The organism is Afipia dichlorophenoxyacetatis, from assembly GCF_055386385.1.
The window spans coordinates 1,916,706-1,938,484 of record NZ_AP029250.1 but is presented as its reverse complement, the minus strand read 5'-3'; the positions used below and the strand labels follow the sequence as shown (position 1 = coordinate 1,938,484).

Below are 21,779 nucleotides of genomic sequence, written 5' to 3'. Positions count from 1 at the left end.
GTTCGTTCGAACAGCGACAGGGAATGCACCAGGTCATGAGCTCACCGCAAATCCGCCGCGCGGACCGCACCATGTCCGATGACCATATGCGCGACACGCTGGCGCAAGCATATAGCGGCCATCTCGCGACGGTCAGCGAGAACGGCTCGCCCTATTGCATCCCGCTGCTCTACGTCTGGATTGACGGTGAAATTTATCTGCACACCACGAGCGCTGGCGGGCATCTGCGCACGAACGTCGAGTGGGATCAGCGCGTCTGTTTTTCAATCGCTGAACAGGAAGGCGTCTTTGACTACGGCCGGTTCGAATGTGACTCCGGCCTTGCCTATCGAAGCGTGTGCCTGTTCGGGAAAATACGGATCGTCGATGATGGAGATGCCAAGCAACGTTTCTGTGAGGCGTTAATGGCGAAGTACGGAAAGCCGGACACGCAACGGCCCAAGGGATTTTTCCCACGACTCGACATCATCACAGTGTATGCGATCGCGGTCGAGCGCATGACCGGAAAAGAAACGGCGATGCCTCCGCTTTCCGAACAGTGGCCTGCAAAAGACAGAACAAAGACGCCGAGAGCTATCGCACCTTCCGGCGATCTTTAGCCAAGACGCCTCATGCGCATTGGCTAAGGTGCTGCGACTTTGTGCGAGAAGATCAGCGGTGCCAACACATGCCCGGCATGTTTGGAGCCCTCCACGGTCATGTGTGCATGATCAAAGATAAGGGGGACATCGTTGCCAACAACCAGCGGACAATTCGCGCGCGGACAAATCGTGTCCAGCGCAGAGATGTAGGTGACGCTTTCCACCGACGCAAAAGCAGATTTCATATCGCCATCCAGCTTCACGACGTCATCGAGCAGGATATCCCGCGTTGCTGGCAGTTTTCCTGTACGTGCATAGGCGCGGGCCAGGATGGACGGAAGCCGGCCTTTGAATTGAATGGAAGGGCCGACAAGAACAACGGGAACGCCGACTTCTGCGATGGTCGCTTTCAGGTTTGAGATGAACTTTTCCATGCCGGCGTCCTGGCTATAGGTGAGCCAGTCCCCCGAGATGATCAACAAACGAACGGGCGTGGTCTTCAGGAACGCCCTGACGTTGTTTGCCAATGGTGCGCAATAATCCTTTTGCCAGAAGATCGGGTTGAATGTCGGAAAGCATGCGGCACCCGTCGCTTCCAACAGGGTGAGATTGTTCGGGACTTCTTCGCTCAGTCCCGGATAATACTGCGCCGCGAGGCTATCGCCCCATAACAGCGCAACCGGCTTCTGCTGATCGAAGGTAAAGCATTCAGGATGCTTGTTGCGCGTCCAATCCTGGGCGAAGCAGGCTCCGTCATAGGCCGAGGCAAGTTGCGTCTCATACGTTTTTTCGTGCGAGATTGGCGTTGACGCGTTGATGCTGGTTGGTCCGAGAACGGCAACCGCCACCAGCAACACTGTGGCCACTGCGGAGCCGGCAAAAACTGTCCGCTGCGAAACAGGCGCATAGCGGACGCGGCGTTCAACCAGGAAGTACGACGCTGAGGCTGCCACAGCGAGCAGCGCGAACAAAGCAGGCTTCTCCGCCGCCGTGACCGTCTGAGTAATTGAAGACAGCTTCGCCAGCGTGAAAATCGGCCAGTGCCACAGATACAGCGAATAGGACATCTGGCCGATGAGTTCGATGGGGCGTGCACGCAAGGACGATGGTCCAGCCGACAGAAACAATGCTGCGCCTGCAACCGGAAGCAGCGCATTGAAGCCGGGAAATGCGATGCGCGGCGTGTAGGACAGCACCGCGATTGTAATCATAGTCAGGCCTACGATGCGCAGCACATGGGCAAACCAACCGAGGCGCATCACGGGCAGCCATGCCAGCATCACGCCCGCGAGCAATTCCCATGCGCGAGACTGGATGAGGAAAAAGGCCGCTGCCGTATCGGTATTCACAAGCCATTGGCTGACGATGAACGAACAGACCGCGAGCGCCGCGATGCATGCGCGACGAACGGCGATGTTCTGTATGCGAAACACCAGCCACAGAATCAGCGGCAGCAGAATATAGAACTGCTCTTCGATACCGAGCGACCAAGTGTGAAGCAGCGGCTTTTCCGACGCTGCACGCTCGAAATACCCGCTCTGCGACCAGAACATGATGTTCGATGTGAAGGTCGCCACGCCCAGGATGGAGCGGAGAAACTCCGATCGGTCGGAACCGAACAGCACACCGTTGCCCACCAGCGCGACAATCACCAGCATAACGTATAGCGCCGGGATGAGCCGGCGGATGCGGCGCTCATAGAAAGCAAGAAACGAGAACGTCCCTGCCGCCATCTCCGACTGGATGATCCGGCCGATCAGCAGACCGGAAATCACGAAGAAAATATCGACGCCGACAAAGCCACCCCGGAAACCGGGGAGCTCGAAATGAAAGCCGATCACCGTGATGACGGCGATGGCCCGTAGCCAATCGATGTCGCGGCGATGTTCCGAAGCGGGATGCATGCCGTTTCTAAGCACACCCCGCCCGGTTTGAAAACTCAGGAGCGGTTCCGCACGGCCTTTCTTTGAGCGACGCGACCTCGACGCAACAGGTATTATATCGCCGAATTTAGCCCCTCACCTGCACGTGCCATGGATGGCCCTCGGGCACCTGGCCACGCAGATGTCGTAGGAAAACTGAAAGTCCGGCTGCGCGCCAGCCCATGTCGTGCACGGACGTGCGCAGACCGACTGAAAGCGATCTTCACAGGTGACGGCTTCGGCCGGGGCGAAAGGCGAGATGAAAGCGCCGGTCATGCGCGGCAACAGCGGCGATTGCACGAAGGTCTCGGCCTGTACGGCCGCCCCGGCGATAACGGCCATGATGATCGCAACGATCAGTCTGCTCATTCGTACGCCCAAAATGAAAACCCCGCCTGATCAGGACAAGGCGGGGCTCTCATAGCAGATGAATGCGCATTTGACAGCCAGTGAATGATGACCGGCGGATGTCAATTTGACCGGGCCGCGATCTCTTCCAGGCTGGCGAGGTATTTCTGCCAGCCGAATTTGGCGCCGCCATAGGCCTGTTTCTGATCCGGCCGGAAGCCCGCCTGCTCCATACGCAGATGTGTGCCCCTCTCGGTCGGCGTGAGCGTGAACGTCACCACGCTCTTCAGCGCGAAGGCCGGGTTCTCGTTCGGGAAATCCCACGTATAGGACAGCGTCTTGTGCGGCTCGATAGCCAGCACCTCGCAATCGAGCACGATGGGCATGGCCGGTTGCGGGTCCATGCTGAGATTAAAGCGATGGCCGACCACCGGCTTGAAGTCGTTCTTCATCAGCCATTCGGAGATCAGATGCGGCTGCGTCAGCGCGCGCCAGATCTTTTCCGGCGGATGAGGAATGTCGCGCTCGACGACGACGGACAGCGTTTCCGTTGTGGTGTTCATCATGCCTCCTTCTTCTTCGCGGTTTTCCTTTTGGCTTTCGCCGACGTGTTCAAGTCGACAGCGGCGCGAAAGAGCGCCTTCAACGCCTTCTCGTTGATCTTCTCGCCCTCATGAATGTCGATGGCGCGGCGGGTGTTGCCCTCCAAGCTCGAATTGAAAAGCTTTGACGGATCGTCGAGCGATGCGCCCTTCGCAAACGTCAGCTTCACAGCGGCCTTATACGTCTCGCCGGTGCAGATGATGCCGTCATGCTCCCACACCGGCACGCCGCGCCACTTCCACTCTTCGATCACTTCTGGATCGGCCTGCTTGATAATGGCGCGAACGCGCGCCAGCGTCTCGCCGCGCCAGTCACCCAGCTCCTTGATCCGTCCATCGATCAGTTTCGAGGGAGATTCGCTCTTGCTCATCGCACATGCCCTCGTGCATCCGCATTGCGCTGCTTAACGACATAAGGCAGCGCGAACATGTAGAGCCCGCTGAATAGCAGCAGGAAAAGTGGCAACAGCGGCGAGTAAGTGATCCATGCAGGCGGTTCACCGAAGATTCGCGCGGCGAAATTGGCAACAACTGTCAGCGTAAAGATAATAGACAGCCAGCGGTGGCTCTGCCGAATCCATAAGCTCATGTTCAACTCCCTCACGTTACGAACGTCGCGTGTCGCGCTACGCACTCTCGTTTTCTCGGCGCACCATTCGCTCGCCTGTTCATTGGTCCATCCGCTTGAGCAGATCTTCGAGATCGTCGAGCTTGTTCTCCCAGAAGCCGGGCAATTGTCTGGCCCAGTCGATCAGCGGCGACAGCGCATTGAGCTGCGCGCTGTAGTGCGTCTGCCGCCCTTCATGGCGATCGCGCACGAGGCCAGCCTGCTTCAACACGCCGAGATGTTTCGAGACCGCCGGCTGCGAGACCCCTGCCCGCGCCGTCAGCGCGCCGACCGTCTGCTCGCCGTCGCGGCACAAGCGCTCGAAGATTGCCCGCCGCGTCGGGTCGGCCAGCGTTCTGAACAGCATGTCTTGGGCGGCGTCGGACATCGGTCAATCAATAACTCGTTGGTTATGGATTTACGTATAACTGGATGGTTATGGATGAGTCAAGGAGCCCGTTAGCAGATGCCTAACTATCCTTATGGTCCGGGCTAAGGACGATGAGGCTGCTGACGGCATGTCCTGTTAAACAAGCGAAGCCACCAACTGAGCGGCTCCACGCCGAAGGAAGCTACCCATGTTAGCCGCTGATCTCGTATTCCTGATCGCTGTTGGCTTCGTTATCGCCTGCAATCTCTATTTCGAGCCGCGTATCAAAAGCGATCGCATCGGGATGCAGTGGGGTCTCGACGGCAAGCCGACATGGTCCGCGCCGAAGCGATGGGCGCTGTGGGGAATGGTTGCGTTCATGCTGATTGTCCGCGCCTTCATCTGGGCCTCGATGACTTATAGCCCTGAGAAGGTGCACAGCCCTGAACTCGGGCTCGCTCTCTTTTCCATCATCGCCGCGCTCTCGCATGTCTTCCTGATCTCGAAGGCTGCGAAAGCAACTTAGCGGCGGCCATAGTCAAAGCCGGCGTCGCGCCAGTGTTTTGCTGATTGGTTTTGCCGATCCACCGTCGTTCAAGCGACCGCCACATCCGCCCCCACCGTCCTTGGTGAAAACGGAACTTTGACCCAGCCGCTGTGGCTGGTGCGCTACAGCGTGGGCTGGGTTCCCAGTGTATGAAATGCCATTCTCGATTCCGTATTGGGGCCCTTATGAAGAAGTTTATTGTTTCTGCCGTCCTTCTGGGCGCCGCCGCCAGCGCGCAAGCTGCTGATTTGCCAACAAAAGCACCATTTTATAAGGCGCCCGTCGCCCAGGTTTATGACTGGACCGGCTTCTACATCGGTGCCAACGCCGGTGTCGGCTTCGGCCGCAGCGCAACGACCGTTCTCGTCCAGGTCCCCAGTGAGACATCGCGGTTCGGTGGTCTCGGCGCGCTCGGAGGCGGCCAGATCGGCTACAATCGCCAGTTCAACAATCTTCTTGGCTTCAACAACGTCGTGCTGGGTCTCGAGGCCGATATTCAGGGCAGCGGCCTCAGGGACGATCGGTCCTGCGGCTTTGGCAATTGCGCAACCACGGGCTTTCTCTACGACCAGAAGCTCGACTGGTTCGGCACCGTCCGCGGTCGCGTCGGCCTCGCGACAGGCCCTGTGCTGAGCTATTTCACCGGCGGCTTCGCGTATGGCAGCGCCAAGACGTCGTTCAACCTTCCCACCGCGCCAGGTGAATCGGCGACATTCAGCAACACGCGGACCGGCTGGACCATCGGCAGCGGCGTTGAGGCATCGCTCGGCGGCAACTGGACCGGCAAGATCGAATATCTCTATCTCGACCTCGGCAACCAGAGCGGTATCAGCCCTGGAGGCGCGTATACGTTCGGCTCCGATATCCGTGAACAGATCTTTCGAGTCGGCGTGAACTATCGGATCGGCGGAAATGCTGTCTACACACCGGCCCCGACCGCGAACTGGGCCGGCCTCTACATCGGCGGCAATGCCGGCGGTGCCACGGCGCTGAACCGCAGCAGCTTCGGTGTTGGCGCCCTTAACGAGAAGTTCAACCTCAGCCCCGATGGCTTCATCGGCGGCGCGCAGATTGGTTACAACTTCCAGGCGGCTAATTTCGTGCACGGCGTCGAAACAGATTTCCAGGGCTCATCCCTGCGGGACGACAAGAACTGTCTGGTCACTTGCCAGCCCAGTCTGTTCGCGACCTTCGATCAGAAGCTTCAGTGGTTTGGAACGGTACGTGGCCGCGCCGGCTATGCGCTCGGATCGTCCCTCTTCTACGTCACCGGCGGTCTTGCCTACGGCAACGTCAAGACGCGCGTGCAGGAAAGCTTGGGGGGCAGCTTCATCGACACCACCTTCGACCGCACGAAAACCGGTTACGTTGTCGGCGGCGGCATCGAATCCCCACTCGATTTCCTCGGCCTGCTCGGACCAAATTGGACGACCAAGACCGAGTATCTGTTCGTCGATCTGGGCCGTACAACGGATACCTATACGCTCGCAGGTGCCGAGCATTCGTTCAGCACCAAGGTGCAGGAGCACGTCTTCCGCACCGGCTTGAACTATCACTTCAATTCGCCGGTCGTCGCCAAGTACTGACCAGCGCACCTATCGCGAAACGACAAAACCCCGGCCTTGCGCCGGGGTTTTTGTTTGGGCCCATGTCGAGCCCTATTCCGCCGATTTTCGAAATCGCGCTGCTTGCGCAAGCAGCAAGGCGCCCGTTGAAGCGGCCTCACTCCACCGCCTTCGGCTTGTTCATCCACCACTTCCGGATGACCAAATATTGGAGCACGCAGGCCGCCAGTCCGATGGCGGCGATCGACGCATCGATGGCAAAAGCGATGATGAAGTTGAACGGGTGGCTGTCAAACGTGATGAGTTGCCAGTGAGCCCAGCGCGTTCCGCTATCCAAACGAGTCAGCAGCTCGCCTGTCGTGTACCACCGGTACAGTTCGTCGCATCCGTGCCAGGCCACAAACACGGCGACAGCCACACTGGCAACGTAAGCGCCCACCGCTTGGAGTAGTCTCAGCCATCCCATCATGACGTTCCGGTTCTCGCGTGACCTGGCAAACGACGTCACGGCCAAGATCAAACCGAACCACGCGAGAGTGAAAAACGGGCTAATGCAGCCTCAGGCGATCATCTCTTTGCGACGAGACGGTAACAGCGCCAAGACAATGTACGGCAGAGGATAAAGCAAGCCGCCCCAGATGAACCAGGCGATCCGCGAGCGTCCCCTCTGTGCGGCGTAGTTCGCCGTATGGCGCCCGCACACATAGATGAGACTGGAATACAGGATCGCGGCGATGATCAACGGGATCATATGGCGGCTCCGGCTTACTGCTTTCCAGTGAATATATGGGATCGGGCTGACGGCGCGAAAGCACGCTGCCGTGACAATTCACGTCCGACATCAAACCGGCCAAGCCGACTTAAAAATCGGCCAACAAATCGATCAAGACTCCGCTTGACTCCATAAGAACAAAAAGAGAACATCACCGCGTACCATCCACCACCGGACCAGCGCCATGTCGGCTTTACCTGAGCCAAATCCCTCATCGGAATTGGATCGCCTCGACGCGGCGGCGAATGAAGCCATCGCTATGGCGGGCGGCGACCTCCGCGCCACCGTTCGCATGCTGATCCTGGTCAATGAGTATCTCGAGTACGAACTGGAGACCAAGGTGTCGCAAGGCTATACCCGCGGCCTGCGGCACGGACGGTTAAAAAGTTACAACGGTTGAACGCGCTGCGAACCCCCACCCGCACCCCCGCGCGTTCCACTGCCCCCGCCGCCTCCCGGCACATACCGTGAGGCGGCGGCGGGATGCAGTTGGTCTTATGCAACCTTGCGCACGCGCAACTTTGCGAAGCTGCGCTATATAGTGTTGAGAAACGCGCGCGGTTTCAGCTGTGCGCATATGCGAAGCGTTTGCAAGGAACATCCTCATGCACAGCCACTCCATGGAGACCTGGACCCACGACCACGTGTTCCTCGGCCAGTCGCACGACCGCAACGAGCGGCGCACGTGGTTTGTGGTGATCCTCACCGCAGCGATGATGGTGGCGGAGATTATTGGCGGCACGTTGTTCGGCTCCATGGCGCTGGTGGCAGACGGCTGGCACATGTCCACCCACGCCGCTGCGCTGACCATCGCGGCTCTTGCCTATCGCTTTGCCCGCGCGCACGCGCACGATCCGCGCTTTTCCTTCGGCACCGGCAAACTCGGCGAACTGGCAGGCTTCGCCAGCGCGCTTATTCTCGCGATGATCGCGCTCCTGATCGGCTATGAAAGCGTGACGCGGCTGTTCGATCCGGTGACGATTGCTTTTTCAGAAGCATTGCCCATCTCCATACTCGGCCTCGTGGTCAACATCGCCAGCGCCGCGCTGCTGCACGACGGCGACCATCATCATGGTCATAGCCATGGCTATCATCACGGCCACGCGCATGATCATCATGAGCAAGATCACCATGATCACGATCACGCCCAAGATCATCATCATGACGATCATCACCACGACGCGCATCATCATGATGATCACCACGCGCATCCCGGCCATCACGACAGCAACATGCGCGCGGCTTATGTTCACGTGCTGGCGGATGCCTTCACCTCTGTGCTCGCGATCGTGGCGCTGCTGGCGGGCAAGTATTACGGGCTGACATGGATGGACCCTGCCATGGGCCTCATTGGCGCGGCTGTTATCATTGCGTGGGCGGTGAGCCTGATCCGCTCGTCCGGTGCGGTGCTGCTCGACACCGTGCCGAATACCTCGCTGTCGAAGACCATCCGCACGCGGCTGGAGGTGAACGGCGACAAGGTGTCGGACCTGCATCTGTGGCGGCTCGGCCCCGGCCACACCGGCGTCATCGCGGCTCTCGTATCAGATCGCCCGCAGCCGCCCGCGATCTACAAGGAACGGCTGCATGGAATTGAAGGCCTGTCGCACGTCACCGTGGAAGTGCATCCCTGCCCGCATCATCACGAGGAGGCGGCGTGATGCAGGCGGGAGGTCACGCGGCAATGATCGAGCTCAGGGCAGAAAGCGTCCGCTACTACTCGCAACAGGATGAAGATAGCTTCTTCTATCGCCTCAAGGCTCTTCCTGAAGTTCGAGATATTTACGGAAGCGGCCGTTGCCTCTACATTAAGTGCGACACCTCGCTGGCCGATGACTCGTTGCGCGAACTGGTCGCGATCTTCTTCCGCTATCATGTCGATACAGCACAGCTCGATGTTTTCGCGACGAATGAAAACAAGCACTGGTTCATGAATCCGGGTAGCTATTGGAGAGGTTAGGCCACGTGCAAGTCGTAGCGCTGCCTATGAAGTCAGCCGCTGATGGCTGATCTCAGTCGTGTTCCGGGCTCGCATCAGACAGCAAACGCGCCCCACGTCGGTCCCGCACGCGTGGATCTGCCCTGTGATAATATTCCAGCGACATTCTGCCGCCTCTGTTAAGGTTGATTGGTGAGGTTAAACTGAGGACGCGATTGAACATTTGACCGGCAGGAGTAAGGCAATGCCTTTCGGAGTGTCGGACTTGATAATTGCTGTCATTGTTATGGGCTTCCTGGCCACGGTCGGCTGGGTTGTCGCCAAAGTGCTCGACCGCAGGAGCGACGTGTTCCACTACGTCAACCGCGAGAACCACGAGCCGGAAGGCTAACGCCGGGCGCGTGAGCACTGCTGTCTTATACGCCCCCCTCATTCCACGGGCTGCAGGACCGGCACCTTCCAGCTGCCGTCGAGGATTGCGTTGCGCGGGCGATAGAAGCGCATGGTGAAATTCCACCCCTGCATCACCGGCAGGCAGTTCAGAATGTCCTTCGCGCAGCCACCGAACTGGATCGTTACCGCGCCATCGCCGTTTGTCTTCGCCGTCAGATTGTTGATCGAATAGGCGTTGAGGTCGTTCTTCACGAAATAACCGTCGGCGTTGTAGACGCTGACCGACCAGAAGCCGTCCACCGGCACGTCCTTCAACGTCAGGCGATACGCCGTCTCGCCGTCATTCCGGAACGGATAGACGTTTTGATATTCCGCAGCCGTGCGTGGATTGCCGCCCCACCCGGTTGCCGTGCCGATCAGGTGATCGATCGGATCCACCTCGCTCTTCTTGCCGAACCTGTTCACCACATTGCCGAGCGCACCCAGCGCAAACAGCGCACCGCGCACCCTGTCCTGCGAAGCGGCATCCCACAGCGGAATCTCGAATGCACCGGTGCTCGCCTGCACCACCGTCACCGCATCCTGCAGCTTGTTGGCGGCAGCGACGTCCTTGGCATCCTCGGCGTTGGCAAGCGTGCGGATAATGAGCGCCATGTAGCGCGTGCCGATGCTAGCGCGATCGAAGGTGAAGCGGCCCGGCCCGTAGACGACATCAGGCGAATAGTGATCCTGCGAGATCGCCTGCATCGACATGAAGCGCCCGCCTGCATCGGGCAGTGTCACTGTCACCGGCGCGGCATCGAGATCGAAAATCGCCGACGAATAGAGCGTGTCGCGGTTCATCCGCACCACCGTTTGATCATCAACCGACGGCGGCGTGCGGCGATGGCTGAACTTGCCGAAGCCCGCGACAGCAAGGCGGCTGAAATAAAGATCGGTCTCGGCGCGGACGAAATTGTGCACGTTGACGAGAACCGGCTTGTTCTTGAACTGCGCCGTTGCAGGCGTGATGAGCACAAGCAGGCACGCCAAGGCCGGCACAAGAGAGGCCGGCAACACAAAGGACGCCTTCCGGATGATGTTACGCACATCCGCCTCCTTGCGTCACAACCGGCTCGCGATGTCCGTCCGTGGCCGGACCGGCGAGCATAGTCCTCTCGCCAGCCCGCTGGTAGGCTTTACTTCGCCTGCACCACCTTCAGTTTCCCGTGACCAGCTTGAGCCCGATCACGCCGGCCAGGATGAGCGCAATGCAGAACAAACGAAGCGGCGCCGCCGAGTCACCCATCACAGCCATTCCCAAGATCGCGGTTCCGGCAGCACCAATGCCGGTCCAGACCGCGTAGGCCGTCCCCACCGGCAAGGTGCGAAGCGACAGGGAAAGAAGATAGAGAGACGACAGGCCGGTAACGACCGTAACCCCCGCGGGCATCAATTTCGTGAAACCCGCAGACGCCTTCATTCCGAGCGCGAATGCAATTTCGAAAATGCCGGCGATGCTCAGGAGAGTCCATGCCATATGCTGAATATCCTTCGTTGTCGCTGGTCGTCCCCGCCCAGCGAGGCGGGACGTTTACGCTTTCGCCGCAGCCGCAGGCGGCACGCGGAACGAAATCCCCAGCCGGTTGAAGGCGTTCATCAGACCGATGGCATAGGTTAGATCGGCGAGTTCTTTGTCGCTGAACTCGGCTTTAGCTGCTTCATAGTCGGCATCGGGAACACCCGTCTGCGCAACGCGCGTGACGGTTTCGGCCCAGGCGAGCGCGGCACGTTCGCGCTTGCTGAACACAGGACCGGATTCATGCCACACCGGCACCAGCACGAGCTTGGCGACTGCAAGTCCGTCCTTGAGCAGATCGGTCGAATGCATGTCGATGCAATAAGCGCAGCCGTTGATCTGCGACACCCGCAGATACACGAGATTGATCAGTTCTTTCGGCAATCCGCTCTTCTGGACAGCGACATACACGCCTCCAAAAGCCTTGTAACCTTCAGGCGCCGCTTTGGCGTAATCGAGACGTTGGCTCATGATCAAATCCTTCATCGTTGGTACGTTTCAGGATTCAACCATGCGGCATCTTGGCCTATTCAGAAAGGTCCATGATGTGCCTTATCGAGTGGGCCATGATCCGCCTGGTCACGGGCTTCCGGCTCGCCGCGATACAGGGACTTGGCCAAGGGCAACTGCGCCACTCCGGCTCTCGACTGGGTCGCATCGATGTGCTGCAGGATTTTCGAATTGACTTCGGACGCATGCGTGATTGGCAACAAATGGCCTGCTGCCGGCAGATGGATGTGCCGGACATTCTGCATGATTAATGAAAGACGCTTCACAACCTGCTGGGTGTAGCGCGGTGATGCACCTCCCGAAAACAGCAATGTCGGCACCGTGAGCCGCCGCGCCGCTTCGCCCATGCCCGTTTCGCCGAGGACGGCCGAGTACTCTCCCGCAAGCTTGTTGGTGCGCGTGAGAAAGGCGCCCTTTCTGTCCGGTGAAAGGTCATCCCAATATTTCGGCCCCTGCCAGAACGTCAGAAACCTCCGCAGGGCAAGGTCCTTCTCGCCCGACCATATCGGCGAGCAAATATAGGCACACTCGCGGGCAAAGAGCTCGTACAGCGGGCGATCGGCATCTTCTTCAAGCAGGATCGCCGGCAGAACCGGCTCGATCAATGTCAGGCTCCGAACCCGATGCGCATAACGCCCACTAGTGGCAATCTTGAACGCAATGGAGCCGCCATACGAATGGCCGATGAGATGAAGCGGGCCTGCAAGCCTCTCCAGTTTCCCGGAGAGGTGCTCGGCTTCAACGTCCAGCCCAGACGGCGGCGCTGGATTGTGATAAGGCGGATTCTCGCCATAGCCCAGAATGTCGGGCGCAATCGCGTGATATCTGTCGCCGCACGCCTCGATCAATCGATCCCATTGTTGCCCCGAGCCCAGCGAGCAATGCAAGGCCACGATGTTGTCCACCATGTTGTCGTTCACGGGCGGCCGCGAGTGCGTCACTGCAGTCATGGTTTTCTCCACCGATCCACCTCAGGATCACAAACGCGCGTTGTGTTCAGCTCGCACAATTCGCGCCCCAATCATCGTACGGATCTCGCCTTGAACGACGACACTGTTCCGGACTTCGCCCGCGCAACATCGACGAGTTGCAGGATCTGCGGGTTGATCTCGGACGCATGCGTTATCGGCAACATGTGGGCTGCTGCCGGGAGATGCATGTGCCGGGCGTGAGGCATCATCGATGCGAGACGCTTGACAATCTGCTGTAACAGAGGCGGCGACTTGCCTCCTGACAAGAGCAATGTCGGCACCATGAGCCGCCTGGCCGCCACGCATACGCCCGTTTCATCGAAGATTGCCGAAAAATCGCCGGCAACCTTCGTGACGCGCTCCAGCAAATCCACTCTTTTGTCCGGTGACAGGCTGTCCCAACTCCGCGGTCCGTTCCAGAATGTCAGGAATCTCTCCAAGGCAAGCTCCCTGTCACCGGACCAGAGCGGCGAACAGATATGTGCTGCTCCCCGCGCGAAGAGTTCGTACAGGGGGCGATCGGCATCCTGGTCAAGCAGGATCGCCGGCAGTGAGGGCTCGATCAAAGTCAGGCTTCGAACCCGATGCGCATAACGTCCGCTGGTCGCAAGCTTGAACGCGAGTGCGCCACCGAATGAATGTCCAACGAGATGAATCTTGCCCGCAAGCTTGTTCAGCACCCCGGAGAGATGTTCGACTTCCGTCACCAGCCGTGACGGCGCGGGCTCGGAACAGGGCCAATCGCTGCCGTAACCCGAGATGTCGGGAGCGACAATGTTATATCTGCCGTTGCACGCCTCAATCAATTTCGCCCATTGTTCACTCGAGCTCAACGAGCCGTGCAAAGCCACGATGGTATCCACCATGGTGTCGTTCCCGATCGGCCGCAAGTGCGTCACTACAGTCATGGCTTTCTCCACCTCTCTAAGCGTCGCAAACAAGCGTCGCGTTCATCCAATCCCAGAAGAGATCTGCACCGCTCGCACAGTTTTCGTTCCAATCATCATGTGCATCGTCATCCGCCGCGTCGGTGACGTATTTGAATGCACGCCACGGCACGCCGAAATGCTTGCAGGCGCTGGCGATGGCAAAGAGCTCCATGTCGACCACGTCGACCCTATTCTCGGTGAGCCACGGATCCTCCGACATCACGAAGCTGTCGCCTGTGCCGCAGACCCAGCCGACGCGACCGGATTCCAGGATATGGTCCTCATCGCTGTACGGTGTGATGCCGCGCGGTGAGAGCGGCATTGCCATCATGTCGCGCTGGATCACGCGCGAGATTTCAATCAGGCCGTGGAGGCTTTTGCTGATCTTGCCGCAGGTGCCGTAGTTGACGACGAGCGTGCGCTCCTCGCGGAGAAGCGCTTGTGCTGTTGCCAATGCGGCATTGACCTTCCCCACCCCTGAAAACACCACTTCCACGCCGCTCACGGTGCGCTCGGCATCCAACTCGCTTTTCAAGGCCGTCACGATCAGGATCGGACGGCTCCGCGTTGCGTAACGCCGATTACTCATGATGTTCTTCCCTGCTGCGAATGTGATCGTCGTGCAGTGGACTCCACATCACGCGGGTTGCGCCGCGATTGCGATTTTCGGGCTCTGTGTTACAGCCGTAATCATCCAGGCTGCGCGCGGTTGACCGCGCCAGACGCCGGGGATGGATGCCTCGTGGAGACCCTCGAATTTATGGGCACCGGCGTTCCGCCCTCGCCGCTTTCCTTGACCAATACCTTGGCGTGAGACGTCGTCTTGGTATGCCAGCGCGGTGAATGGTTGAGCGGATGCCTCATATGCTGCCTTGCTTTTCATACCGGCCACGGCCAGGCAGGCATCGTCGCGCGATGGATGACGCGCGCTGCGCCGCGATTGCGATGTTCATGTTCCGCATTACAGCGGTAATATCGGCTCCTGATGGTTGATCGCGAAGCCTTCATGCCGGAACCTTTGTCCGGCAATTGCGACGTTCAGATCAGTTTCAGGATGCGCCTTCCCAGATTCTCGGCCGTGCGCTGAGAATCCACGTTGGTGAAGTTGAGAAGCAAAGCCGAGGCTTCCTCGCGCTTCATCATCCACTCCGATAGCACATCCGCGAACAGCCCCTCTTCACGCATACTTGCAGCAAGCCTGCGATCCGAGCGCCGGCCGCGCAGCCGCAAAATCAGATGCATCCCGCCCGGCTGTGAATCGATCTGCATGTGTTTACCCAACACGCTTTCCAGCCCCGCGGCCGTTGCATCCCGGCGTTCGGCATAGAGTTTGCGCATGCGCTGGATATGACGCGCGAAATGCCCTTCGGTGATGAAAGCTGTGACGATGGCTTGTGTCAGTTGCGGGCTTCCTGCCGCGAGAAGTTCGGTGATTTGCTCGAACCGCTCCACCTGCGTTTCCGGCACGACAAGATAGGCAAGACGAAGACTCGGAAACAACACCTTGCTGAATGTGCCCGCATAGAGCACGCGGCCGTCGCGATCGAGGCTCTTCAGCGCTGGCAGCGGCCGGCTCACATAGCGGTACTCGCCATCATAATCGTCTTCGATGATCCATGCGTTGTTTCGGGTGGCCCAGTCCAGCAGCGCCAGACGTCGCGGCAATGATAACGACACGCACAGCGGCGACTGATGCGCAGGCGTTACCACCGCCGCACGCGCCCGTGGCGCCACCTTGATGCCCTCAGCAACAACCAGGCCCTCCCCGTCCACTAGCACGGGGACAGCCGTCATCTTCATGTGCTCCAGCAATTCACGCGTCGGCGGATATCCCGGGTCTTCAAGCCAGACGCGATCTCCCGCCTTCAACACGGCATGCGCAATCAGTGCGATGGTGTGGCGATAGCCCGATGTCACGAACACCTGCGATGGCGCGCAGTTGATCCCGCGCGACACCTGAAGATAGGCCGCGATCTGCGCCCGCAGCGCCGGCATGCCGACGACCGCAGGATGCGTCATGTCGGACGGCTGCATCGCCCGCACCGAGCGCGCACAAAGGCGCGCCCAGATCTTGCGCGGAAACGCATCGAGCGCAGGCAAGCCCATCTGAAACGGCATGATCGAGTCCGGCCGAAAGCTCGTGGCAGCCATGCTGCGTTCGGGCGGCGGCAACGGGCTTGCGGCAGGCATGCGCGGTTTGAGGCTCGGCGACACGATCGTACCGGCCTGGCCGCGTGCTTCGATATATCCCTCCGCCGCCAGCAATGAATACGCGGCTTCGATGGTGCCGCGTGCCAGCCCCAACTCCTTGGTCAGCGCGCGGGCCGAGGGAATGCGATCCCCCGGATTGAGCACGCCGCTGGCAATCGCACCGCGAAAGCGATCATAGATCTGGCGGTAAAACGGTTCGGCCGCAGTTGCATCCAGCGGAGCAATCTTGCCGGTCTTCGCGACGCTCATGGACCACTCATCTTTCAACATCGGTGAAAAGCGACGAAGCCATCATGACGCTGTGCGGGTCCCGTCGCAAATCATAACGCATTCCAGCAATCATGGACCAACCGAAAGATCAATTCATGGCTCTTCGGTTTAGGTCATGAAGTTGTAAGTGATGACGTATCGAGGCCACCAATTGTCAGGTCTCACGAACGGCAATCACGAACAACCGGGATATGAGCCGATGATCATCCTGCATCTGAATTGCAGTCCTCGCGGGGAGTTTGCCGAGAGCAACAGGCTTGCCCAGAGCATCATCAACTTTCTGCTGGGGAGCGAGCCTGCGGCAACCGTCATCACGCGGGCTCTAGGTACTGGCACGATTCCGCAGATCGATACGCCATACGCGACGACCCTTGGCGCGTCACAGGCATCACTTGTGGAGCTGTTTCCGGAAGGCTCCATGGCGCTGTCCGAACAACTCATTCAGGAACTGGAGAGCGCGGATGTCGTGGTGATCGGAACGCCGATGCACAACTTCACTGTGCCGTCCGCGCTGAAGGCGTGGATCGATCACATTGTCCGCGTTCGCCGGACCTTCAACATCACGAGCGAAGGATATATCGGCAAGCTCCGCGACCGTCCCGTATTCGTCGCCATTTCTTCGGGCGCGAAATTTTCAGGCGAACACGCACGGCAGCCGGACTTCCTGACACCATATCTGACGACTGTGCTCGAAATCATCGGACTGCGTGATGTGACATTCTTCTCTGTTCAAGGTACGAGCGCAAATGCAGATGCTCTCGCAGAGATCAGGATGAAGACAGATCAAGTCCTGCAGGCGTATTTTAGTCGGTTCGCCCTGCATCGCGGGTTTGCATGGGGCGGCCGTCAAGACCACGGTCTCACCTAGGCTGCGGACTCCTCGCGACTATCACACCGCGCGGCGATCGACCTGCATCACCGGCGGCGGCTCCCACGTGCCTTGTCCCGGCGGCAGGATCGACGGCGGCTTCGAGCGCGGCCAGTACATCCGCATCATCAGCAGGAAGTCGCCTTTCGGCGCAGGCAGCCAGTTGGCCTCCTTGTCTTTCCCCGGCGACTCGTTCTGGAAATACAGCGTGAGCGAGCCATCGGGATTAAACACCGGCTTGTCGCGCATGCTCACAGTGAACTTGTTGAGCGGATTGGGATTGAACCACCACCCGCTATCGATGATGTACATCGTGATGGACCAGAAGCCTTCCACTGGCGGTGTCTGCCCCTTCGCAAACGTTACCGTGTATTTGTTGGCGCCGGAAAGCTTACGCCCGGCGCTGTCCTGCATCGCATAGGGATACACTGCATCTGCCGCAAGATTTGCGGGCCAGCCGAATGCCGCAACAAGCGCACGCGCGAGATAGTTTGTGCCGTAGGAACCGGCTGCAGCCGGAATGTGCCAGCCGTTGCGCAAATAGCCGGAGTCGGTTTGCGCGGCGGCGATCTTCGCCCACGCTTTCTTCGGCACATCCTTCAGCAGGGCCTGCGTCGCAGGATCAAGCTTCGACATGTCGAACGGCTTGCCGGGCACGAGACCGATCTTAGCCATGCGCGCCACCATCGGCGCATCTTCCGGCGCGGGCGGCGCGGCCTCGCCCATCAGCCGCGTCATCATGCTGAAGTAGGCCTGCGTATCCATAGCGTCGATCACCGCCTGCGGCTTGTCTGTCATGCTGAAGCCGGGATTGGGATCGACCTTGGCAGGCGGTGGCGTGTACGGCTTGCCGTACGCGCTCAGCGGCACCACGGCGTATTTGTCCTGCAAGGCATTCACCGCCTTGTAATCCGCATCGCTGCCGTCGGCGTAGGTGCGTCCGAGAATGACGAAGTAGCGCGTCGGCGCTTTGATCTGCTTCATGCCCGCGGGCACTTTGCCCTTCCATCCCGGACCCGTGATGACATACGTCGCAGCAGAACCGCCGGCCGTGCGCTGGCTCGGCACGGCAAATACCGGCATCCAGAGGCTGTACATCGGAAACAGATAGAAGCGCTTGCCCATGTCAGGATGCGAGAACACCATCGGCTCGGGGCCGACATCAAGCCACGCCAGCGAGTAAAGCGTGTCGGCGTTCGGCGCGGAGACGCCGCGATAATCCGCCGGCGGATAGCGCGGCACATTGGTGAACTGCCCCATCGGCGCCCGCAGCGCCTCGGCCTTCGCCACGTTAGACATCTGCACGCGTGTGACTTCCGTGGTGATCAGCGAATAACCGTAGAGGTAGGCATCGATCGCAATCTGCTCGGCTTCGGACCGGCCAACCGGTGGCATCTCGGACAATTGCGCGTGCAACGGATCGCGCATCAACAACGGGGCCGCAAGCAGCGAGCCCGCGGTAAACAGGCGTCGTGTGAACATGACGGACTGCCTTTCATTGGCTGTGCTGCGTCACGTTGGCTAAGTCCCGGCAGCGGGACAATCACCCATTCGGGTATTTTGGATTTTCTAAAGCGTGGCGATGTCGCGCCACCGCACACACCGCTCAAAGCTTTCCAGTGTAGGAACTGACTGCGAAAAGGATCACGCCAACAAAAACTGCGAAGCCAACAACCAGATAAATCAAAATTTCCATTGCACCCCCGGGGCATCTTGGGCTCTGAGGAAGAGCCCATCGGCGTTATGCAACTTCTAATTGCGCATCTCAATAAGCACTTGGGCTAGGGCGCCCTGGCAGTTGTCGCCTTACGTCCCCACATCCTCCGGTACCTGTCCGAATGATCTAAGGATCACCGCGTCGTCGAAATCGCCGGATGAGAGATCGCCGGTGCGGCTGAAGGCGATGGCCCCGCCCTTGCGCGCCATGTATTCCGCGCGCCGCACCGCTTCGGATGCGGTTTGTACCTGCTGAGGCGCGCCGGCCACCAGCCGGCCCGCGCTGGTGAATTCGAACGGCTGGGCCACATAGTAAGTCACAGATGTCATTGAGCACCTCTCCCAACAACCTGACTCCATCAAAAGAACAAATCAAGAACATTTAGTTGTGAAAACACGATAGGAAACTCTCTACGAGAAAGTCGAAAATCTTCTACTGTCATTGCTGCGAGCGGCGACGCGGCGCAACGGAAAGACAGGGAGATGGAACGAGACGCGATGCCAAGCTTTCAGGACAGGCGCCCGCCCCGCCCGCAGCGCGCCAGGGCGCATGACGTGTTCACGTACTTCGTTCTGGCGGATTTCGGCAAAGCCGGCATCGCCTGGGTGGAGCGCAGCGTCAACGACGCCGACCGCAAGACCACCGTGGCGCACATCACCTCCGGTCAGTGGGGCGACGTGATGACGATCCTCGAATGCAATCCAGCGGAAAACATCTGCAATGATGTGACCGAGGAGCTGCTGCGCGAAGCGGGCCTGTGGGACGAGCCGTTGGAGCCGATCGACACCCAAGCCGCGCGCTTCGATCACGCACGCGATCTGCGCAAGCACGAGGCAGCATGACGATGAATGTCTCCGACCAACGCCTCGCGGTCGCGCGCCTCACAACTTACTGCGAGATCCTCATCACCCGCGGCCTGCTGCCGATGGACAAGGAAACCGCGCTGCGTGCCCTGGTGAACTCGACATGTAACGCGTTCGATATGGCAGGCGTGGCCGAGCGGGATATCCTTCACGAGTCTCCAAGGGAAACGACTCTACCATCACTCTCTTAAGGTTCATGATGCGGGCTGCGCATCACGCCTCCCGCTGAAATGCTGGCGTTGAAGCGCCAGCGCCAAAACATTCGCAACGACGTTGACGGCCGTATCTGGCGCTGAAGGACGTTCGTCGGGATCGAAGGCAACACCAATGACGGCACGTTGGCCCAACGCCGTTGCCACAGGCCAGAAGTCAAACCGCGAAGCCAAAGCAGGATAGACGCCGGCGCGTACCATAGTCCCCGTCTCCAGCGACGATCGCGCCGCCTCGAAGTCGGCCTCCTTGGGCTCCGCGCCGCCGGCACCGTTCACCGAAACTTCTTCGCCCTCCATAAAGAGCATCACGACGGCGGGAACCTGGAAAAGCGCTGCAAGAGCCTCAGACGTGATTGAGACGATCTCGTTCGTGGTACCGGCCGCTACGATGTCGCGGCTGTAACCTTGCAGCACGGTTGCCCGCATTCTCAGGAGCGCCGCATCGGTTGCCCTCCGCTTGGAAGTGAAGGCAACGCCACTCACGATAAGTCCGACGAGAAACAGCAGTCCAATCGCCCAGATGTTTGCCGCGTCATCGACAGCCAGTGAGTAACGAGGCTCAGTCAGGAAAAAGTTGTAAGCGAGAGCGCCGAGCACGGCCGAGCAAAGGGACGGGCCTAAACCGAAACTGATACCCGCAACCACCACCGGCACGACAAATACGAGGGAGAGGTTTGGGATCGTCACATTGAGGTCAACGCCGACAGCCACGACCGTGGCGAAGGCAGTCATTACAAATGCCGCAAGATAGCCCACGACAGCGGGCGTCTCTGAGGGTGGCGAGCTCACAAGCGGATGGGCAATCGGCCTGGGCGCGACGTCTCCTGGCAGCTTCGATTCAACACTGGCCATTGGTTCAACTCCCGCCCAACAATGATCCGCCCTGCCGCCAAGGCGGCGGCCGCGGACGCGCTGCGCCGGCCGAGTATACACCAACTCCATTTGTGCGTGATGACCGGTGGCGTTGCGCCTCCTCACGATTGGAACAACGGACCTCGCGCTGAATTGAAGAACAAATCGCAAAGCGCATGGCCTTGGCTTACATGAGCCGCGTGAATGATCCTGCATAGCCACGAGCAAATCGGTCAGAAGAGCTTCACCTGATCCGCTCAATCGAGGGCCGTCTGAAACCCATCACGCCATGTCGGGTGAATCAGCTCCCATCCGAGTTCCTGCCGCGCCTTCTTGTTCGAGACGCCTCGCTCGGTGCCGTGTGTGTCCATCAGCGGAGGCGGTGCTCCAATCGCCGCAGCAAAGCGGGGTAGCCATTCCGTGCCCGCAGCAGGTTCGTCGTCGGCGATGTTGAATACACCTGCCGGCCAGTCGATCGCGAGCATCGCGGCGCGCGCGGCATCTTTGACATGGACGAATGAAAAGACACCTTTGCCGGCCGGTTGCTCACGCTGCCGCACCGCATGAGCAAAGGGACCGACTTTGGAGTACCAGGTGCCGGGACCGTACAGCAGAGCATAGCGAAGAATGACTCCCTCGGAGAGTTCTGCCACAGCCGTCTCGAGCGCGCGCACGCCCTTCACAATGTCTCGCTGCGTGGGTGACTCATCAGCAAGCGGATCCTGCTCGGTGGCGGGCTGCGTTCCGGGCGCGTACACGATCGCCAGACTCTGCGCGATTATCCGGCGCACTCCCGCCGCCTTCGCGGCATCGACCAGATTCCGTGTGCCAACGATACGCAAGCGATCCGTTCCCGCGAAATCTGCCGCTGAAAGATCGGTGAGCTGGTGAATGATCACGTCCGGTTTCGCCTCACCCACCGCAGCGATCAGCGCGGAGCGGTCGAAGGCATCAACCACAACCGGGTGAACTCCGATCGCTTCCATTTGAGCGGTTTTGTCCGGCTTCCGGGTGGTGCCGAAGACCTTGTACCCCGCTTCGATCAATATCGGCAGGAGCTGCCGGCCGATAGCGCCCGACGCGCCGGCCACGAAAACGGATCTATTTGCACACGAATGCTGGCTCATGGTCGCAACTCCCTATCGATGGACGATCGAAAGTCCCACGCTTGG

The 21,779-nt window shown here is 59.6% G+C and carries 29 protein-coding genes; 10 read left to right on the top strand and 19 right to left on the bottom strand.

Going from position 1 to position 21,779, the window contains the following annotated elements; all coding sequences use genetic code 11:
• Nucleotides 1-35 precede the first annotated feature (35 nt).
• Complete coding sequence (locus ACZ5C3_RS08975) at nt 36-599, top strand: pyridoxamine 5'-phosphate oxidase family protein (protein ID WP_464037006.1); 564 nt, start codon at nt 36-38, stop codon at nt 597-599.
• A 23-nt stretch (nt 600-622) separates the two neighbouring features.
• Here ACZ5C3_RS08975 and ACZ5C3_RS08970 read toward each other — a convergent pair whose 3' ends face one another.
• From ACZ5C3_RS08970 to ACZ5C3_RS08945, 6 genes are all read right to left on the bottom strand, one after another.
• Entirely contained in the window at nt 623-2,485 is a 1,863-nt protein-coding gene (locus ACZ5C3_RS08970) for an acyltransferase family protein (RefSeq protein WP_464037004.1), read from the bottom strand.
• Between the two features lie 114 nt (nt 2,486-2,599).
• Complete coding sequence (locus tag ACZ5C3_RS08965) at nt 2,600-2,872, bottom strand: hypothetical protein (protein ID WP_464037003.1); 273 nt, start codon at nt 2,870-2,872, stop codon at nt 2,600-2,602.
• Between the two features lie 101 nt (nt 2,873-2,973).
• Nucleotides 2,974-3,417, bottom strand: a complete 444-nt coding sequence (locus ACZ5C3_RS08960; protein WP_464037001.1) for an SRPBCC family protein — start codon at nt 3,415-3,417, stop codon at nt 2,974-2,976.
• Nucleotides 3,414-3,824, bottom strand: a complete 411-nt coding sequence (locus tag ACZ5C3_RS08955) for a DUF1801 domain-containing protein (protein WP_464037000.1) — start codon at nt 3,822-3,824, stop codon at nt 3,414-3,416. Before ACZ5C3_RS08955 ends, ACZ5C3_RS08960 begins: the two co-directional genes overlap by 4 nt.
• Nucleotides 3,821-4,048 (bottom strand): hypothetical protein, encoded by a 228-nt coding sequence (locus tag ACZ5C3_RS08950; protein WP_464038296.1) that lies wholly within the window; start codon nt 4,046-4,048, stop codon nt 3,821-3,823. The genes ACZ5C3_RS08955 and ACZ5C3_RS08950 overlap by 4 nt, the downstream gene beginning before the upstream one ends.
• Before the next feature lie 73 nt (nt 4,049-4,121).
• Complete coding sequence (locus tag ACZ5C3_RS08945) at nt 4,122-4,448, bottom strand: ArsR/SmtB family transcription factor (protein ID WP_464036998.1); 327 nt, start codon at nt 4,446-4,448, stop codon at nt 4,122-4,124.
• A 190-nt stretch (nt 4,449-4,638) separates the two neighbouring features.
• Here ACZ5C3_RS08945 and ACZ5C3_RS08940 point away from each other — a divergent pair, with 190 nt between their 5' ends.
• Together ACZ5C3_RS08940 and ACZ5C3_RS08935 are read left to right on the top strand one after the other, a co-directional pair.
• Nucleotides 4,639-4,956 carry a hypothetical protein gene (locus ACZ5C3_RS08940; protein ID WP_464036996.1) on the top strand — a complete coding sequence of 106 codons (318 nt, stop codon included), beginning with the start codon at nt 4,639-4,641 and terminating at the stop codon, nt 4,954-4,956.
• Between the two features lie 206 nt (nt 4,957-5,162).
• On the top strand, nt 5,163-6,563 hold the full coding sequence (locus tag ACZ5C3_RS08935; RefSeq protein WP_464036994.1) for an outer membrane protein: 1,401 nt from the start codon (nt 5,163-5,165) through the stop codon (nt 6,561-6,563).
• A 136-nt stretch (nt 6,564-6,699) separates the two neighbouring features.
• Here ACZ5C3_RS08935 and ACZ5C3_RS08930 read toward each other — a convergent pair whose 3' ends face one another.
• Both ACZ5C3_RS08930 and ACZ5C3_RS08925 read right to left on the bottom strand, forming a co-directional pair.
• Nucleotides 6,700-7,011, bottom strand: a complete 312-nt coding sequence (locus tag ACZ5C3_RS08930; protein WP_464044656.1) for a hypothetical protein — start codon at nt 7,009-7,011, stop codon at nt 6,700-6,702.
• Nucleotides 7,012-7,101: 90 nt separating this feature from the next.
• On the bottom strand, nt 7,102-7,293 hold the full coding sequence (locus ACZ5C3_RS08925; protein ID WP_464036991.1) for a hypothetical protein: 192 nt from the start codon (nt 7,291-7,293) through the stop codon (nt 7,102-7,104).
• A gap of 205 nt (nt 7,294-7,498) precedes the next feature.
• Here ACZ5C3_RS08925 and ACZ5C3_RS08920 point away from each other — a divergent pair, with 205 nt between their 5' ends.
• From ACZ5C3_RS08920 to ACZ5C3_RS08905, 4 genes are all read left to right on the top strand, one after another.
• Nucleotides 7,499-7,714, top strand: coding sequence for a hypothetical protein (locus ACZ5C3_RS08920; RefSeq protein WP_464036989.1), 216 nt, complete (start codon nt 7,499-7,501; stop codon nt 7,712-7,714).
• A gap of 205 nt (nt 7,715-7,919) precedes the next feature.
• Entirely contained in the window at nt 7,920-8,975 is a 1,056-nt protein-coding gene (gene dmeF / locus ACZ5C3_RS08915) for a CDF family Co(II)/Ni(II) efflux transporter DmeF (RefSeq protein WP_464036987.1), read from the top strand.
• Nucleotides 8,975-9,274 carry a hypothetical protein gene (locus ACZ5C3_RS08910; protein ID WP_464036985.1) on the top strand — a complete coding sequence of 100 codons (300 nt, stop codon included), beginning with the start codon at nt 8,975-8,977 and terminating at the stop codon, nt 9,272-9,274. The genes dmeF and ACZ5C3_RS08910 overlap by 1 nt, the downstream gene beginning before the upstream one ends.
• A 223-nt stretch (nt 9,275-9,497) precedes the next feature.
• The gene (locus tag ACZ5C3_RS08905) at nt 9,498-9,644 is read left to right on the top strand and encodes a hypothetical protein (protein ID WP_464036984.1); all 147 of its coding nucleotides are present in this window, start codon (nt 9,498-9,500) and stop codon (nt 9,642-9,644) included.
• Between the two features lie 38 nt (nt 9,645-9,682).
• Here the strand turns inward: ACZ5C3_RS08905 and ACZ5C3_RS08900 are convergent, their stop codons facing one another.
• The 7 genes from ACZ5C3_RS08900 to pdxR all read right to left on the bottom strand — a co-directional run bounded on the left by ACZ5C3_RS08900 (nt 9,683) and on the right by pdxR (nt 16,074).
• Nucleotides 9,683-10,735 (bottom strand): DUF1214 domain-containing protein, encoded by a 1,053-nt coding sequence (locus ACZ5C3_RS08900; RefSeq protein WP_464036982.1) that lies wholly within the window; start codon nt 10,733-10,735, stop codon nt 9,683-9,685.
• A gap of 109 nt (nt 10,736-10,844) precedes the next feature.
• A complete protein-coding gene (locus tag ACZ5C3_RS08895) occupies nt 10,845-11,165 on the bottom strand; it encodes a DMT family transporter (RefSeq protein WP_464036981.1) in 321 nt (106 codons plus the stop codon).
• 54 nt (nt 11,166-11,219) lie between these two features.
• Nucleotides 11,220-11,675, bottom strand: a complete 456-nt coding sequence (locus ACZ5C3_RS08890; RefSeq protein ID WP_464036979.1) for a carboxymuconolactone decarboxylase family protein — start codon at nt 11,673-11,675, stop codon at nt 11,220-11,222.
• A 59-nt stretch (nt 11,676-11,734) separates the two neighbouring features.
• On the bottom strand, nt 11,735-12,664 hold the full coding sequence (locus ACZ5C3_RS08885; protein WP_464036977.1) for an alpha/beta fold hydrolase: 930 nt from the start codon (nt 12,662-12,664) through the stop codon (nt 11,735-11,737).
• Between the two features lie 71 nt (nt 12,665-12,735).
• Nucleotides 12,736-13,593 carry an alpha/beta fold hydrolase gene (locus ACZ5C3_RS08880; protein ID WP_464044655.1) on the bottom strand — a complete coding sequence of 286 codons (858 nt, stop codon included), beginning with the start codon at nt 13,591-13,593 and terminating at the stop codon, nt 12,736-12,738.
• A 16-nt stretch (nt 13,594-13,609) separates the two neighbouring features.
• Nucleotides 13,610-14,203: a phosphorylase family protein gene (locus tag ACZ5C3_RS08875; protein ID WP_464036974.1), complete on the bottom strand. Its 594-nt coding sequence runs from the start codon at nt 14,201-14,203 to the stop codon at nt 13,610-13,612.
• A 449-nt stretch (nt 14,204-14,652) separates the two neighbouring features.
• Nucleotides 14,653-16,074 carry a MocR-like pyridoxine biosynthesis transcription factor PdxR gene (gene pdxR / locus ACZ5C3_RS08870; RefSeq protein WP_464036972.1) on the bottom strand — a complete coding sequence of 474 codons (1,422 nt, stop codon included), beginning with the start codon at nt 16,072-16,074 and terminating at the stop codon, nt 14,653-14,655.
• A 151-nt stretch (nt 16,075-16,225) separates the two neighbouring features.
• Here pdxR and ACZ5C3_RS08865 point away from each other — a divergent pair, with 151 nt between their 5' ends.
• Nucleotides 16,226-16,963: an FMN-dependent NADH-azoreductase gene (locus ACZ5C3_RS08865; RefSeq protein ID WP_464044781.1), complete on the top strand. Its 738-nt coding sequence runs from the start codon at nt 16,226-16,228 to the stop codon at nt 16,961-16,963.
• 21 nt (nt 16,964-16,984) lie between these two features.
• Here the strand turns inward: ACZ5C3_RS08865 and ACZ5C3_RS08860 are convergent, their stop codons facing one another.
• Together ACZ5C3_RS08860 and ACZ5C3_RS08855 are read right to left on the bottom strand one after the other, a co-directional pair.
• Entirely contained in the window at nt 16,985-18,445 is a 1,461-nt protein-coding gene (locus tag ACZ5C3_RS08860) for a DUF1254 domain-containing protein (RefSeq protein WP_464036968.1), read from the bottom strand.
• A 324-nt stretch (nt 18,446-18,769) separates the two neighbouring features.
• A complete protein-coding gene (locus ACZ5C3_RS08855) occupies nt 18,770-19,009 on the bottom strand; it encodes a hypothetical protein (RefSeq protein ID WP_464036966.1) in 240 nt (79 codons plus the stop codon).
• Nucleotides 19,010-19,162: 153 nt separating this feature from the next.
• On the opposite strand from ACZ5C3_RS08855, the gene ACZ5C3_RS08850 reads away from it, so the two are divergent.
• Nucleotides 19,163-19,522, top strand: coding sequence for a hypothetical protein (locus ACZ5C3_RS08850; protein ID WP_464036965.1), 360 nt, complete (start codon nt 19,163-19,165; stop codon nt 19,520-19,522).
• The gene (locus tag ACZ5C3_RS08845) at nt 19,519-19,734 is read left to right on the top strand and encodes a hypothetical protein (RefSeq protein WP_464036963.1); all 216 of its coding nucleotides are present in this window, start codon (nt 19,519-19,521) and stop codon (nt 19,732-19,734) included. Before ACZ5C3_RS08850 ends, ACZ5C3_RS08845 begins: the two co-directional genes overlap by 4 nt.
• Nucleotides 19,735-19,737: 3 nt before the next feature.
• Here the strand turns inward: ACZ5C3_RS08845 and ACZ5C3_RS08840 are convergent, their stop codons facing one another.
• Nucleotides 19,738-20,607: a DUF4118 domain-containing protein gene (locus ACZ5C3_RS08840; protein ID WP_464036961.1), complete on the bottom strand. Its 870-nt coding sequence runs from the start codon at nt 20,605-20,607 to the stop codon at nt 19,738-19,740.
• 257 nt (nt 20,608-20,864) lie between these two features.
• On the bottom strand, nt 20,865-21,734 hold the full coding sequence (locus tag ACZ5C3_RS08835) for an NAD-dependent epimerase/dehydratase family protein (RefSeq protein ID WP_464036959.1): 870 nt from the start codon (nt 21,732-21,734) through the stop codon (nt 20,865-20,867).
• Between the last annotated feature and the right edge of the window lie 45 nt (nt 21,735-21,779).